This is a genomic window from Microvirga flavescens (assembly GCF_003290125.1).
Classification (GTDB): Bacteria; Pseudomonadota; Alphaproteobacteria; order Rhizobiales; family Beijerinckiaceae; genus Microvirga; species Microvirga flavescens.
Genome location: NZ_QMKH01000001.1, coordinates 612,224 through 625,996, shown reverse-complemented (window position 1 = coordinate 625,996; position 13,773 = coordinate 612,224). Strand labels below are relative to the sequence as shown.

13 protein-coding genes, 1 tRNA gene and 1 riboswitch are annotated in these 13,773 nt (G+C 60.8%); of the genes, 6 read left to right on the top strand and 8 right to left on the bottom strand.

The features are described from left to right. Positions 1 to 169 precede the first annotated feature (169 nt). Both DQW91_RS02865 and DQW91_RS17325 read right to left on the bottom strand, forming a co-directional pair. Positions 170 to 1,279 carry a hypothetical protein gene (locus DQW91_RS02865; protein WP_112662023.1) on the bottom strand — a complete coding sequence of 370 codons (1,110 nt, stop codon included), beginning with the start codon at positions 1,277 to 1,279 and terminating at the stop codon, positions 170 to 172. A gap of 306 nt (positions 1,280 to 1,585) precedes the next feature. After that, positions 1,586 to 1,828, bottom strand: coding sequence for a helix-turn-helix domain-containing protein (locus DQW91_RS17325; RefSeq protein WP_112662022.1), 243 nt, complete (start codon positions 1,826 to 1,828; stop codon positions 1,586 to 1,588). A 625-nt stretch (positions 1,829 to 2,453) separates the two neighbouring features. On the opposite strand from DQW91_RS17325, the gene DQW91_RS02850 reads away from it, so the two are divergent. The 3 genes from DQW91_RS02850 (at position 2,454) to DQW91_RS02840 (ending at position 4,474) form a co-directional block, all read left to right on the top strand. Then, complete coding sequence (locus DQW91_RS02850; protein WP_112662020.1) at positions 2,454 to 2,999, top strand: hypothetical protein; 546 nt, start codon at positions 2,454 to 2,456, stop codon at positions 2,997 to 2,999. Positions 3,000 to 3,062: 63 nt separating this feature from the next. Continuing rightward, the gene (locus DQW91_RS02845; RefSeq protein ID WP_157961311.1) at positions 3,063 to 4,130 is read left to right on the top strand and encodes a PGN_0703 family putative restriction endonuclease; all 1,068 of its coding nucleotides are present in this window, start codon (positions 3,063 to 3,065) and stop codon (positions 4,128 to 4,130) included. Beyond that, entirely contained in the window at positions 4,127 to 4,474 is a 348-nt protein-coding gene (locus tag DQW91_RS02840; protein WP_112662018.1) for a DUF2958 domain-containing protein, read from the top strand. Before DQW91_RS02845 ends, DQW91_RS02840 begins: the two co-directional genes overlap by 4 nt. A 345-nt stretch (positions 4,475 to 4,819) precedes the next feature. Here DQW91_RS02840 and DQW91_RS02830 read toward each other — a convergent pair whose 3' ends face one another. Next, positions 4,820 to 6,346 (bottom strand): site-specific integrase, encoded by a 1,527-nt coding sequence (locus tag DQW91_RS02830; protein ID WP_245410872.1) that lies wholly within the window; start codon positions 6,344 to 6,346, stop codon positions 4,820 to 4,822. 97 nt (positions 6,347 to 6,443) lie between these two features. After that, positions 6,444 to 6,528: transfer RNA gene (locus DQW91_RS02825), tRNA-Leu, on the bottom strand. Between the two features lie 240 nt (positions 6,529 to 6,768). Here DQW91_RS02825 and DQW91_RS02820 point away from each other — a divergent pair. Continuing rightward, a complete protein-coding gene (locus tag DQW91_RS02820; protein ID WP_112662015.1) occupies positions 6,769 to 7,776 on the top strand; it encodes a complex I NDUFA9 subunit family protein in 1,008 nt (335 codons plus the stop codon). A 9-nt stretch (positions 7,777 to 7,785) separates the two neighbouring features. On the opposite strand, the gene DQW91_RS02815 is transcribed toward DQW91_RS02820, so the two are convergent. Next, a complete protein-coding gene (locus DQW91_RS02815) occupies positions 7,786 to 8,508 on the bottom strand; it encodes a sulfate transporter family protein (RefSeq protein ID WP_112662434.1) in 723 nt (240 codons plus the stop codon). 86 nt (positions 8,509 to 8,594) lie between these two features. On the opposite strand from DQW91_RS02815, the gene DQW91_RS02810 reads away from it, so the two are divergent. Continuing rightward, positions 8,595 to 9,875 carry a flavin monoamine oxidase family protein gene (locus DQW91_RS02810; RefSeq protein ID WP_245410871.1) on the top strand — a complete coding sequence of 427 codons (1,281 nt, stop codon included), beginning with the start codon at positions 8,595 to 8,597 and terminating at the stop codon, positions 9,873 to 9,875. Positions 9,876 to 9,897: 22 nt separating this feature from the next. Here DQW91_RS02810 and DQW91_RS02805 read toward each other — a convergent pair whose 3' ends face one another. After that, the gene (locus tag DQW91_RS02805) at positions 9,898 to 10,530 is read right to left on the bottom strand and encodes a LysE family translocator (protein WP_112662013.1); all 633 of its coding nucleotides are present in this window, start codon (positions 10,528 to 10,530) and stop codon (positions 9,898 to 9,900) included. 23 nt (positions 10,531 to 10,553) lie between these two features. Beyond that, positions 10,554 to 10,637, bottom strand: a riboswitch (ZMP/ZTP riboswitch). Positions 10,638 to 10,762: 125 nt separating this feature from the next. On the opposite strand from DQW91_RS02805, the gene DQW91_RS02800 reads away from it, so the two are divergent. Beyond that, entirely contained in the window at positions 10,763 to 11,812 is a 1,050-nt protein-coding gene (locus DQW91_RS02800; RefSeq protein ID WP_112662012.1) for an HAD family hydrolase, read from the top strand. Positions 11,813 to 11,842: 30 nt separating this feature from the next. On the opposite strand, the gene DQW91_RS02795 is transcribed toward DQW91_RS02800, so the two are convergent. Together DQW91_RS02795 and DQW91_RS02790 are read right to left on the bottom strand one after the other, a co-directional pair. Next, on the bottom strand, positions 11,843 to 12,694 hold the full coding sequence (locus tag DQW91_RS02795) for an ATP-grasp domain-containing protein (RefSeq protein ID WP_112662011.1): 852 nt from the start codon (positions 12,692 to 12,694) through the stop codon (positions 11,843 to 11,845). Beyond that, positions 12,691 to 13,683, bottom strand: a complete 993-nt coding sequence (locus tag DQW91_RS02790; protein ID WP_112662010.1) for a 2-hydroxyacid dehydrogenase — start codon at positions 13,681 to 13,683, stop codon at positions 12,691 to 12,693. The genes DQW91_RS02795 and DQW91_RS02790 overlap by 4 nt, the downstream gene beginning before the upstream one ends. Positions 13,684 to 13,773: the final 90 nt, after the last annotated feature.

Sequence of the window (13,773 nt, the reverse complement as noted above, 5' to 3'; positions counted from 1 at the left end):
GCCCTCGCTGGTATTCTGTCGCCGTAAAAAGCTCGTGGAGTGGTATGGTCGTAAAGGACAGCGGCGCCTGATAGGATGCCTCTTTCTGCCTGCCACCGCCAATCGTGCGCGATATACCTGCTCGACCGAATGGGATAATGCCGCCTTTCTCAGTCCTGAGCTTCAATGCCTAGCACAAGAATATTGGAGGCAGCCATATGCCTCGATGATCCTGGTCCTGCATCATCGTGTAAGGGTGGAGTGACTTGGAGCAATACGCAAACCACTTCCATTGGCTAATTATTGACGGCGCCCGGAATTCGACAAGGCAAGCTTCACTTCGATACACATCGCCGGGGGTCATGGCACGAGGCGCTAGCTTGGATAGATAAGTGATCAACCAGTCCTCGAAGCCCGCAAATTCTTTTCGAGTCGCGCTGCCATCGCGCCTCATCCTCGCCTGCCCTTTATATTCCCTAGGTATCACCAGGCCTAAGTGGACATGAAGGCCGTTCTTCTCAGATCGCTCCCATACCCACCAAATCATTTGTTCGAGGCCACGTTCCTCATGCCAGGACCTCAAAGACTTTTGGAGTTTCTTGAACGCGCCATGGGTATCCTCATCGCTGGAAAGTCCTAGCGGGCCGAAGACAATCGTCACTGCAACGTTAAAGATATGGCCCTGCCTATTTGCGAAGGAGATCCCGTTCAAGAGCGGATTCCAATCGTCGGAACTCATGAACTCCCGGGCATCCAGCTTAGGTAGATTCAAGCCAACCGAGGCTGGGGGCGGCAAGCTCGGGCCTGAGGCGGGGCGCCCCTTTACAAGCGGCCAGAGATAATGGCGGACCTCATCTACCGTAGCCCAGAAAAAACGATCATTTGGATGTCCAACGCAAACGTGCACAAATCCTCTAGTATCTTCCGGCGGAGGACAATCTTCGCGGGCGAGAAGGACAGACAGCCACCATTGGACTTCATACGAAGGGAATAGCCCTACGTTGAAATATCGCTCGCCGAATTGGATCGACTGACTCAATTCAATGAGGACACCATCTACAAGGCTCATATCATCAGCGACGACCTTTAGCTCTCCGAACTCTGGATCGTCGTCGGACCGAACCAAGCGGTTCAAGAACAAGTTGGGGTTGGTAGCGGGGGCCAACGTACCCCCATCGTTCCTTGGGCAATTTTCGAAGTTTATCAGCCCGCCCGTTCGCATGAACCAGGCATTGTGCTCCTTATCGCAGTGAGCAAGTTCACAGAGAAAGTCGTCAGATTGTTCGATGTCGAGGTGCACGGCACCGCTCCATATTTGGACGCGGGCACGACGCCCGCTTATCTATTTGGTGAGCAGGGCTGTGGATAAGTTACTTTGGAAGGTAACTTTTTTACGCTGATGCCAATTCGACACACTCACTTCATCCGAGATGGGCAGCTTCCTGGCATCCAAGCGAGAAGCATTTTTTGCAGATATGCTTCTTTTCAAATGGCGAATGACCTTTGGCGGGACTGTATAGAAGCGCCAGCCCCCTATGGGCCCGAAAACCCTCTCCAAGGTTCGAGAGGGGGACAAAGGGATCTCCCTGCACCGGAAGCCAGAACGTCAACTTTCCGGGGTCGAGATGACCTCCTTGATCACTTCCACTGGATCTAGCTTCACGATCGCGCAGAGATCGACGAGCTCGACAATGTCGAGACGACGTCCTCCACTCTCAATACTGGCAACGTGCGACTGAGACCTGCCCAAGCGGGTACCCACATCCTCTTGCGTAAGCTTTGCCCGCTTTCGGGCGGCAACAATCAGATTAATGACCCGCCGATAACGGTTTGTGTGAATTGTCTTCATGGGAGCCCGGCCACCTGGACCAAGCTCTTCCCCTAAGGTCGATATCCGGTTATCAGAAAATCAGGTAAACTGTTTTGGCCCTGGGCTGAATAGAGCTTCAGGAAGGTCTCTGTCTGATGAAGAAGCAGGTCTTAAAACTCTCAAGGCTCCTGGTAGGAGGTCTCTTTTGTCTCGCTGGCCTCAACCCGGCGCATGCACAAACCTCAGGTCCAGCCAAAAGGTTTGCAACTTTCCCGGTAGAGTCGATGAATTGGTGTAATGCGACGGCCGACGAGTTCCGCCAGAGGGTACCTGACTCAAAAGTCACCAAAGCGTTCGCGATCCCCAATCAACTTAGCATCATCACTGCATACTGGATCGATACTTCCGATAACGCCTCTATCGCTCTCATCTGCTTCGACAACACGGCACTCGTATTGGGCCAGAAAAATCCTCGGCCCACGAGACGTGCACCCTATGGGGTAGATGTATCGCGATATGGTCCGAAGTGTCGCCATCCCGAGCGCGGGGAAATCTTTCGGCAGGACAAGGACCACACGATTTTCTGGACCCGAGACATTAATTCAGACGCCATAACGATCTGCATTCCCGGCGTGACGTCCATAGAGCTGTCGAGATACTGGTCATGACCTCTCGGAAGTTTCTGAAAATCGCCGTCCTCACCGCATATCTGGCTTGTCCCTCAAGTTCAGCACTGGCGGAAGGCCTCGAATTCCGAGCCTATAAGGACCAGAACATATTCTGGTGCGTCAAGGAGGCTGTTCGGCTGAATAACGAGGATGGCGGATCCTTCGTTTCAACGATGTCGCCACTGTTTGAGCGGGTAATTCCTGATCCACGGGACATTGAGGCTGACGGTATCTACGGCATCTGGGTGTCCCACCCGGATGGGAGCCTTACAGCCTTGATTTGTACGAAGAATCTAGCCTTCAAGATCAAGAACCATACACCCGCTCAAAGTCGTTTCCCTGATCATGCTCGCACTTACACCGAGCTGAACACAGCGGGCTGTATTGTGCGCCCCTTCAATTCACCTAATGGGAGCGCTCAGATCGCTTTTGAAAACGAGCAGCTTCAAGTGTCTTGGATCAGTCACATCGGCGGGCGAACCGCCCGATCCGACTCAATTCAACTTTGCATCGGAGGCTTCAACCGCGTCCGGCTGCTGTAAATTTTGAAGGAGTTTACTCGCACCCCAATGCTCCGAATGCACATGAGCAACCGGAGTAGGACCATGCCAGACTTTGAAAATCCAATCTTACGCCTGCCCATCATCCCGGCGGACATCCTGAAAAGGCATAAGGTACTCGAAGAGTACGATACGCGCTTTCGAGCGAGCGCTCGCCTTCTCCAGGCCCTCTGGCGTCAAGACCAAGACCTGCCTATCGGCTCATACGCGACTCAATCAGGAGAACGCCGTAAGCTGGGCTCCCGGATTACGACGAGTGCTGGACGATCCGGCGCCAACTTCCTTCATCCTGACATCGCCAATCTCGTAAGGCATCAAGTGGCTTATCGAGAGGTAGGTGCCCTCATCGACGAGCAACGGCTCTATATGAACCTCCTCTCCTCGATGCCGCTCACCTTCAATCTCTTCGGCCCTATGGCCTTGGATTTGGAGCTTGCAACCCGCACCCTCCACGCCATCTGCCCGGATCTGTCCAGTGCGACTGTCACTGAAGTCCTATTCGAACACTCACCTGGTCGCGGGAACCCCAACCTGACGGGAGATTACACCGCATTCGATGTCTTGCTGGCTTATGAGGGACAAAGCGGCCGAAGAGGCTTCATCGCCGTGGAGGTGAAATATTCGGAAGCCATGACCGAGCCTTCTCGGCCGATCAAGCCACGCTATGATGAGCTGAGCGCAGTCTCGAAATTTTTCATCGACCCTGAAAGTCCTGCTCTGCGCACCAATCCGCTTCAGCAGCTCTTTCGAAGCCATCTGCTAGCATATGCGATGTTGACACGCGGCGACTATGACGAGGGCCGCTTCATCGTCATCGCACCGTCCCTGAACCATCAGGTGCAAACGGCTATCGGAACCTATCGTTGTCAGCTCCTTGAAGCAGCAGAAAGCCCGCTCTCGTTTGGCGCAGTCACTTTGGAACGGGTGATCGAATGCCTCAATCATGCCGGAGAGCCCGAGCATGCGGCAGTCCTTCATAAGCGCTACTGCGACTGGCACCGCGTGGACCAGGAAGTGAAATCTGAACTCGTTGCCCAGAGTCGGCTTTGGCAAAGGCCGACCGCACTCCGCCGGAAGCGAAAGCAAGCGGTATCGGAGGCACGAGCCTCATGACAAGCCTCTTCACGGCTACACAAAGACTGAGACTTCTCGCCAATGGTGAGAAGTCCTCGAAGGACGAAGGATTCGATCCAAAGCCGGTGGTGAAGCTCTTCACTCCAAGTGCAGGGGCTATCTGGCTGCTGAGCGAGCTTAATCCATCAGACCAGGGCCGGGCCTTTGGCCTGTGCGACTTGGGCCTCGGCTGTCCTGAGTTGGGCTACGTGTCCATCTCGGAGTTGGAAGGACTCCGCCATACACTGAGGGCTGGTGTCGAGCGGGATAGATCATGGCAAGCAGTGAAAACACTTTCTGCCTATGCGGATGAAGCAAGAGCCCATGGAAGGATCATGGCATGAATCTACGCACACTCCCTCATCACCAGTCGGGGCAGAACGGCAGGGCACCGTTGCTCTATGTCATTCCTCTGATAATGCCCGCTTTCGTTGGGATCGAGACAGCCGAGGCTCGTCCTCAATGCCCGACCGGCCTGTCTGCAAAAACATGCAAAGCCGCATTAGCGGAGGCCGCTCAGATCGAGACTGAGTTAGAGGGCGTAAACGTGTCGGATAGCTTCGCGAAACAGCTGCAACATGCACCCGAGGAGCGTTTCAGGAACAGCCCTTGCTACTATCGCATCCGGCCATCTTTAGAGGTGGAGATCACACGTTGCAAAAGCCGATGAGGAGATCCTCAAGTTCTAGCTAAAGACCAAGTTTCGGAATCTTCTTAAGCTCCCTCAGCAGCGCCTCAACCGGAAACTCCCCGTATCCGTCGCCCACGGTCCTCCGCTGGTGCCCGACGAGCGCATCCACGATGTCGGGAGCAAGGCCATGCCTGCGGCCCATGGTCTTGAATCGGTGGCGCCAGGAATGGTTGGGCGAGATCCGGGTGTCTTTCAAGTCGAGGGATCGGACCCAACGACCGATGACTTTCGTGCCGTTACCTCCTCGCTTGCCGAACTTGTCCGGGTTCAGCTTCGGGAAGAGAGGGCCGGATTTGATCGTGCGGACGTAATCGAGGAAGCCGCTCTCGATGATGGCCGGGTGGAGCGGAACGATGCGTTCGGAACTGAGGGTCTTGAGCGATCCTGCGTCCGGGTCGATCTTCATGCAGTTGATGCCCTCGGCCTTCACGATGTCCTCGGCACGGAGCTGGCAGATTTCCGAAACGCGGGCTCCCGAATAGGCGCAGAGCCACGGCACCCAGCGGCGAACCGGATTGGTTTCGGCCTGGGCAGCTTTCAGGACGATCTTGGCTTCCTCATCCTGGTAGCTGCGTTTGCGCTCGCCGGCCTTCGTCTTCACGTCGATGACGATCCGCTCGGCGGGGTTTTCCTTGAGGTGGTGGTTATCGACGGCCCAGCGGAGGATGGCGCGCACGGGCGCGAGCTTCGCGTCCCGGATCGTCTTGGGCCGGAGGTTCGCCGCGATGAGGGTGTTCTTCCAGCTCACCAGATCCTGAGCGGTGATCTGGGCGGCGTCATCGTGCTTGAGGAACGCCTTCAGCTCCTTGAGCACCCGCTTCCACTCATAGACGGTCTTTTCGGCAGGGCGCTTCTCGGCTGACCAGCCCTTAACGAGATCATCGAAGCTGACGGGCTTCTGAGCGGCACGTGGCGATGCTGAGGGAACGATGATCGGTGCGTTCGATGCGGGAACGAAAGCATCCTGCCCATAGTCGCCCTTGGCGAACTGAGCGAGCTTGAGGCAGGCTCGCTGGATAGCCGCACCGATGGCCTTCGCCAGTCGCTCGTGGCTCTCCTCATCCAGAATCAGGCCTTTTGCTTGAGCAAGAGTCTTGGCTTCTTCGCGGCACAGAAACTCGTGGGCGCGGTGCTGATTGAGCGCAGGGTCGCCCATCAGACGCACTTCGAGCGGTGTGTTGAGATCGAACGATGAGGATTTCCAGAGATCGTCGCCGATGTCGGTGTTCCAGGCGGTCTGCTGGCTCGGGTTGTCCCGGTGGGCTGCAAGCCAACTATCGTGAACCGCCTGGGCAAGCTCATGGGCCTCCCGCTCGGAAGTGGTCCTGGGACCGGCGCGCAGGTTTTCCCATTGCGCGTCCAAATCGGTCAGAGCCTTGACGTGCTCTCGTTTCGCCGTTTCAGGGTCTTTGGTCTTGAGGCTGAGCTTGATCTCGCGCTTGCCGACGATAGGCCGGAGGTCGTCCGGGACGCCTCTGCGAAGCCAGTAGATTCCGGTCTTGGGATGTTTCCAGGGACGCGACATCGAAAGGGCCATTTGTACCACCCGTTTGTACCACTCGGGCAGTCTGAAGCCTTGATTTACCTGGATTCGTTTGCGGATCAACCACTTAGAGGGTTGATGGTGCCCAGGAGAGGACTCGAACCTCCACGGTGTTACCCGCTGCTACCTGAAAGCAGTGCGTCTACCAATTCCGCCACCTGGGCATGCCTTGCGGCAAGGGCATCCGTTTACGGCGAGCGGGGCTTCTCGTCAATCGGTGAAAATGCGCGTTCTTGCATTCGGCCGCGCTTGACCCCTTCACAGGGGCCGGACGTTTGACTAGAGACGTTTGAAAATTCGGCTTTTGCCGGAATCAGACGTCCTGGAGCATGGGTTTTGGAGCATGGTCCGGGAAGGGTCTTAAAAAGGCCATGCCAACTCTTAAGCCCGCAGGAGGCTTTTTCATGATCGGCGCCATTCGCACGCCCGCCCAGCAGCTCGTTACGGTTTTCGGCGGCTCGGGCTTTCTTGGCCGTCACGTCGTGCAGGCGCTCGCCAAGCGCGGGTACCGTGTGAGGGTGGCGGTGCGCCGGCCTGATCTTGCGAATTTCCTCCAGCCGCTCGGCACCGTCGGCCAGATTCAGGCCGTGCAGGCAAACCTGCGCGATCCCGCCTCCATCGCCACCGCCGTGAAGAACGCGGACGTGGTCGTTAACCTCGTCGGCATCCTGCAGGAGAGCGGCCGCCAGGGCTTCGACATCCTGCAGGCTCAAGGGCCGGCCCGCATCGCGAGCGCCGTCGGCCGTGAGACCCGAATCATTCACATCTCGGCCATCGGGGCCGATGAAAAGTCCGAATCGGCTTACGCCCGCTCCAAGGCCGAGGGCGAGAAGGGCCTCCTCGCCCTGCGGCCCGACGCCGTGATCGTGCGGCCCTCGCTGATGTTCGGACCGGGCGACAGCTTCTTCAACCGGTTCGCGGCTCTTGCCCGAGCGCTGCCCGTGCTGCCGCTTGCGGGCGCGGACACCACCCTTCAGCCGGTCTATGTGGGCGATGTCGCCGAGGCCATCGCCAAGGCGGTGGATGGTGCGGTGCCGGGAGGCAAGATCTACGAGTTCGGCGGGCCGGAGAAGCGGACCTTCCGCCAGCTCGTGCAATATGTTCTCGACGTCACCGAGCGCTCCCGCCTGATCCTGCCCCTGCCGAACGCCATCGCGCGGCTGCAGGGCAGCATCCTGGGCTTCCTCGACAGGCTGACCCTCGGCCTGATGCCCGATGAACTGGTGATGACCCGCGATCAGGCGATCCTTCTCGAGCGCGACAACGTGGTCTCGGAGGCTGCGATCAGCGAGGGGCGCACCCTCCAGGGCCTCGGCATCTCGCCGACCGCTATCGAGGCGATCGTGCCCGCTTATCTCGTACGCTTCCGCAAGACCGGCCAGTTCGACCTCAAGCGCAATACAGCGGCTTAAAAAAGCGCCTCAGCCGTTTCCGATCCGCGACGGCGCGGGGCGTGCGTTCAGGCGCGCCTCGGCAGCGAGGCGCTTGTGCACATGCACCATCATCGCGACGCCGAAGAGCGGCGTTAAAAGGTTGAGGACGGGCACCATCACGAGGCCCGCGATCACCGCGCCCGCGGCAAACACCGTACCGCGATTGGCCACGCGCAAGCGCGCGGCCTCCGGCAGGGAGTGGAAGCGCCCCGCCGCGAGCTCGAAATATTCCCGGCCCAGCAGATAGGCATTGGCGGCAAAGAACACGACGATGTTCACGCCGGGGATGAAGAACAGAAGCAGCGCCGCGAGATTGACGAGAAGCGAGAGCCCGGCGAAGCGCAGGCCGTAGAGAATGGCGCGCCCGAGCGGCAGCGCCTGCCCCGGCGGATCGACGGGAAAATCGCTTCCCTCCACCACCTCCGCCACATCGTCGAGAAAGTAGCCCGCGACGATGGCCGAAACGGATGGCAACAGATAGGCAAGCGCGATGAAGAGCCCCGCGCCGGCGAGGAAGAACGCGAGGCCGTCGAGGATCGGATAGGTAGCGCTCAAGGAGTGGCCGTCGAGAAAGGCACTGAAGAACCGCGTGAGTGCGAACCACACCAGCGCGAGCAGCGCGGCGGTCAGCGCCAGCGACTTCCACAAGATGCGCCGCAACGCGGGCGACAACACCTGCCGCCATGCCGCATAGGCCGCCTGAATCAGCAATCCATCCTCCATCCTCAAAACGAAAGGGCCCCTTTGAGATCGCGCGGACTTTACATATGAACGGTGAGCCCGCAAGGCGAGGGGAGATGTCGATAATGTTGCCTGTTTCCGTTCCCGCCCTTGCGCCGGTGCCGCACGACCCGGACGTGGTGATCGTCGGAGCGGGCTCCGCCGGCATCGCCGCCGCCCGCCGCCTGATCGCGGCAGGCGCGCGGGTCGCGATGCTGGAGGCACGCTCCCGCATCGGCGGACGGGCGGTGACGACGGCAATCCGCGGCCATGCCCTCGACCTCGGCGCGCACTGGCTTCACAACGGGCCGATCAATCCGCTGGTGCGGCTTGCCCGCGCACGGAAGGAGCGCCTGCGCCTTGCGCCGCAGGAAAGGCACCTCTTCATCCACGGGCGGGAAGCGGGCCGCGCGGCGCGGGCCGAAAGCGGACGAGCGTTCGCCATTGCCGAACGCGCCTTGACCCTCGCAGCGCGAGACCCGAAAGACCGACCCGCCGCCAGCGCGCTGCCAATGCTCGGGCCTGCCGGCCGGGAGGTTCGAGCGATTCACGGCCTCATCTCCGGCCGCCCTTTCGATGAGGTGAGCCTGCATGACGTGCCCGACATGGATTATGCGGACAACTTCTTCATCGCGGGCGGGCTCGGCGCTTACATCGCGCGGCTCGCCGAGGGGCTGCCGGTTGCATTGAACAGCCCTGTCACGGAAATCGCCTTCTCGAAACAGGGCGTCTCCATCACGACGGCGAACACGAGGCTTTCGGCAAAAGCGGTTCTCGTCACGGTGCCGATGGCGGTGCTGCAAACGGGCGCAATCCGCTTCTCACCCACTCTTCCCGCAACGCACGAGGCCGCGATCCACGGCTTCACACAAGGCGTTTACGAGCATGTGGTGCTGCATTGGCCGAGCGCGCCTTTTCGCGGGGCGGACAGGCTCGCCCGCCTGAGCGGAGGCCGCCGCGAGCCGCCGGGACTTTTGACGGCAATCGACAACACCCCGTTCCATTTCTTCGAGCTCGACCAGCCTTATGCGGCGGCGCTCGATGGGCGCGATACGGATGCCCCGGCGCGGCTCGTGCGCGCGGTGCTCGGCGAGCATTTCGGGCATCGCGCGATCCGGGATCTCACCGTCTGTGCCGACACGCGCTGGCGGCACGATCCGTGGTCGCGCGCCTCATGGGCGGTGGTGCCGCCGGGCCTCGTGGGCAACCGGGACATTCTGAAGGCATCCGTCGACGGCAGGCTCTGGTTTGCGGGCGAGGCCCTTTCCCGCGCGCAATGGGGCACGGTCGGCGGCGCGTGGGAAGAAGGCGCGAGAGCAGCGGGAGAGATTGCCGGAAGCCTTGCCTTGAAAAGCTGAGCCCCCGGCAAGATTAGCGTGATTATTGCGGCTTCAGGGTCTCGGCGATCAGTCGCAGGCCCAAAGCGCCCATCACCGCGCCGGCGGCACGGTCGATCCAGGTCTTGGAACCGAGATAGACCGCGCGAGGACCGCTGGCGGAAAAGGCCACCGCGACCACCGCATACCAGAGCGCTTCCACCAGAAAGATCAGCGGCGGCAACACCGCGATCACCCAAAGCGGCGCGGCGGCGGGCAGCAGGGCGGCGAAGATGCTGGCATAGACGACGGCGGTTTTCGGGTTGCTGACCTGCGTGACGAGCGCCACGGAAAACGCACGCAGCATCGATGTCGGTTCGACATTGTCCGTTGAGACGGTGAGAGGCGCTGCCGCACCGCGCCAGATGCGGATGCCGAGATAGACGAGATACGCGCCCCCTAACAGCTTCAGGCCCAGATAGAGCCACGCCACCTGAGACAACAGCGCGGTGAGGCCGAGAAGCGCGAGGGTGCCGAAGAAGGCCCCGCCCAGCCCCATGCCGAGCGCGGCGGCAAGACCGTCGCGGCGCGAACCGGCAATCGAAATTCTGGAGACGAGAACGAAGCTGGGACCGGGGCTGATGGCGCCGATCAGCAAGGCGCCGAGAATGCTCACGAGGATGGTTGTCGCGGCCATAGGCGAGGACTCCTTTGGAGTTCGTGGGGTGCCCAGGCGAGCGGCGCTGCAACGATCCGCGCTTCCCGATGGAGATCCATCTTTCCTCGCCAGTCACGCGGATGAGGAAGTGTAACTTTAAAATATGCAGCGGCAAGATGAATTGCGGGCACCAAGATGCCTTGCGGCACATTGTGTCGGCCTGTGCGTTTTCCATCGCGGATCTCAACACTAGCGCGAAGGACGACCGTCGATGACACAAGACCGTTCCGGCATGAGACGCCGCACGGTGCTGCTGGGCGCAGCGCTTCTCCCGACCTTTGCGAAGCCGTTCCTTTCCGCGCCTGCGTCGGCACAAGCGAGCGATCCCCTGCCGTCCTGGAATGACGGAGCGGCAAAGCAGGCGATTCTGGATTTCGTGCGGACAACGACCGATCCCGCGAATCCCGGCCATGTCCCACCGGACGAGCGCATCGCAACCTTCGATCAGGACGGCACGCTCTGGGTCGAGCATCCCGTCTACACGCAGGTGATCTATTGCTTTGATCGTATTCCGGGCGTGGTGGCGCGAAAGCCTGACCTCGCGCAAACGGAACCCTTCAAGACCGTTCTCTCCGACGGTCTGGGTGCGCTGACGAAGCTCTCGACGCCGGATCTGGAGAAAATTGCCGCCGCAGCCCTGAGCGGCATGAGCGTGGACGATTTCCGTGCCGACGTGCAGCGGTGGCTGGAAATCGCTGTCCACCCGCGTTGGAAGCGCCGTTATACCGATCTCGTTTATCAGCCCATGCAGGAGCTTCTGCACGTCCTGCGAGACAATGGTTTCAAGACCTGCATCGTGACCGGCGGCGGGCAGGATTTCGTGCGTGCCTATGCCGGGCGGACTTACGGCATCCCGCCCGAACAGGTCGTCGGCAGCGCGGGCGAGACCGCGTTCGGCTATGCCCCGGACGGCAAGCCCCGCCTCACCAAGGAGGCGAAGCTTCTTCTCAACGACAACGGACCCGGCAAGCCCGAGAACATTGATCTCATGATCGGCCGCCGCCCCGTCGCCGCGTTCGGCAATTCGGACGGCGACCGGGAGATGCTTGAATGGACCACCGCCGGATCCGGCAAGCGCCTCGGCATGCTGGTCCTGCATGACGATGCCCACCGCGAATACGCCTACGGCCCTGCCGCCGGCCTGCCCGCCAGCAAAATCGGTGCTTTCTCGCAGGCGCTTTACGATGAAGCGAAGGGACGCAACTGGCCGGTAATCAGCATGAAGAACGATTGGAAACGAATCTTTTCGTTCGAGATGTGAGCCGCCTTTGCCTCGCGCGGATGCTCGTCGTTAGAGGCGGCGCAGAACCATTTCCGTAAATGCGGCGACAGCCTCGGGCCCGGCAAATTCCAGGTAAAGGTAAGGTTCGATCAGCTCGAGCTCCATGAGCATGAAGCCGTCGGGCCGAATGATACCGTCGACGCGGGCGTATCCGGGACGCTCGGGGGCCGCTTCGAGATAGCGGCTTGCTGCCTGAACGATGCGCTGGTCAACGGCGACGGGTTCGAAGGAAACGCCGTACTGAATGTTCGCCCGCCATTCTCCGGGGCCCGGCTGCCGGCGCACCGCATGCGAAAACACCCCGTCGATAAAGGTCAACGTCGTCTCGCCGTTTGAACCGATATCGGGTTGGTATTCCTGCAGGAGCACATCGCGGCCGTTAAGGCCGGCCAGATCCCACTCCGCCCGGTCGGCCCATGCCAGCTTTGTCACGCCGTAGCCGCTTTGGCCTGAAACCGGTTTCAGAACCGCAACGTCCCACCCTCGAGCGGCCATCTGCCGTTCGACCGCCTGCCGGTCCACCTTCGGCAGCAAGCACGTTGCGGGGACCGGGAGGCTCCGGGCGGCAAGGTCGAGCAGGTACGTCTTCCGGAAATTCCAGCGCAACGTCTCGGGCCCGTTGCAGAGCCGCGCGCCCATGGACACGATCTCGTCGATCCATTGCAAAAAACGATCCGGCTCATCGTGATAATCCCAGCAGCAGATGGGCAGCACGAGGTCGGCCTCGGCAAAGACTTTAGGATCCGTCGTCTTCCAAGGCGCATGAGCCACATCGCGCCCCGCCGCGTGCAGGGACTCGATGAGCAGTTTCAGGCTCGGTGTCGGATGCGGATACTCGCCGCAGGTTCCGATCAGGATCACAGCATGCTCGGCAGGACGCGGTCCGGCGGCTTGTGACCGTCGATGAAGGCCTTGATGTTGACGATGACCTTCTCGCCCATGTCGATGCGGCCCTCATAGGTCGCCGAGCCCATATGCGGCAGCAGCACCACCTTGTGCTGCTTGGCGAGTTTCACGAGGCGCGGATTGACGGCAGGCTCCTCCTCGAACACGTCGAGGCCGGCGCCCGCGATGGCGCCGCTTTCCAGCAAGCGCGTCAGCGCGGCCTCGTCGATGATTTCGCCGCGCGCGGTGTTCACGATGATCGCAGTCGGTTTCATCAGCTTGAGGCGGCGCGCCGAGAGCAGATGATAGGTCGCGGGTGTGTGCGGGCAGTTGACCGACACGATGTCCATGCGCGCCAGCATCTGGTCGAGGGATTCCCAATAGGTCGCCTCCAGCTCGGCCTCGATCTGCGGCGGCACGTGGCGACGGTTGTGGTAGTGGATCTGGAGCCCGAAGGCCTTGGCGCGACGCGCGAGCGCCTGGCCGATGCGGCCCATGCCGACGATGCCGAGGCGCTTTCCGGTGATGCGGCGGCCCAGCATCCAGGTCGGCGACCAGCCGGACCACTCGCCGGACTGCATCACCTGCGCGCCTTCCGGAATGCGGCGGGCGACGGCCATGATCAGAGCCATCGTCATGTCCGCCGTATCCTCCGTCAGCACGCCCGGCGTGTTGGTGACGGTAATGCCCTTCGCATGGGCGGCGGCCACGTCCACATGGTCGATGCCGTTGCCGAAATTGGCGATGAGCTTCAGGTTCGGGCCCGCCTCGGCGATGATGCCAGCATCGATCTCGTCGGTAACGGTCGGCACCAGCACATCGGCGCCTTTGACCGCCTCCACCATCGCCTCGCGGGAAAGGGGCTGGTCATCGAGGTTGAGGCGCGTGTCGAAAAGCTCGCGCAGGCGCGTCTCGATCGCGTCAGGCAACCGCCGGGTGACGACGACGACAGGTCTTTTCTTCATCTCGAGGCCCCGATGTCGAAAAACCGAGAAGGGCTTTCGCGCGTCTTCACGCGCTCTTAACCCCGGATCGGCCAGTAAGGCGGCGAGCCG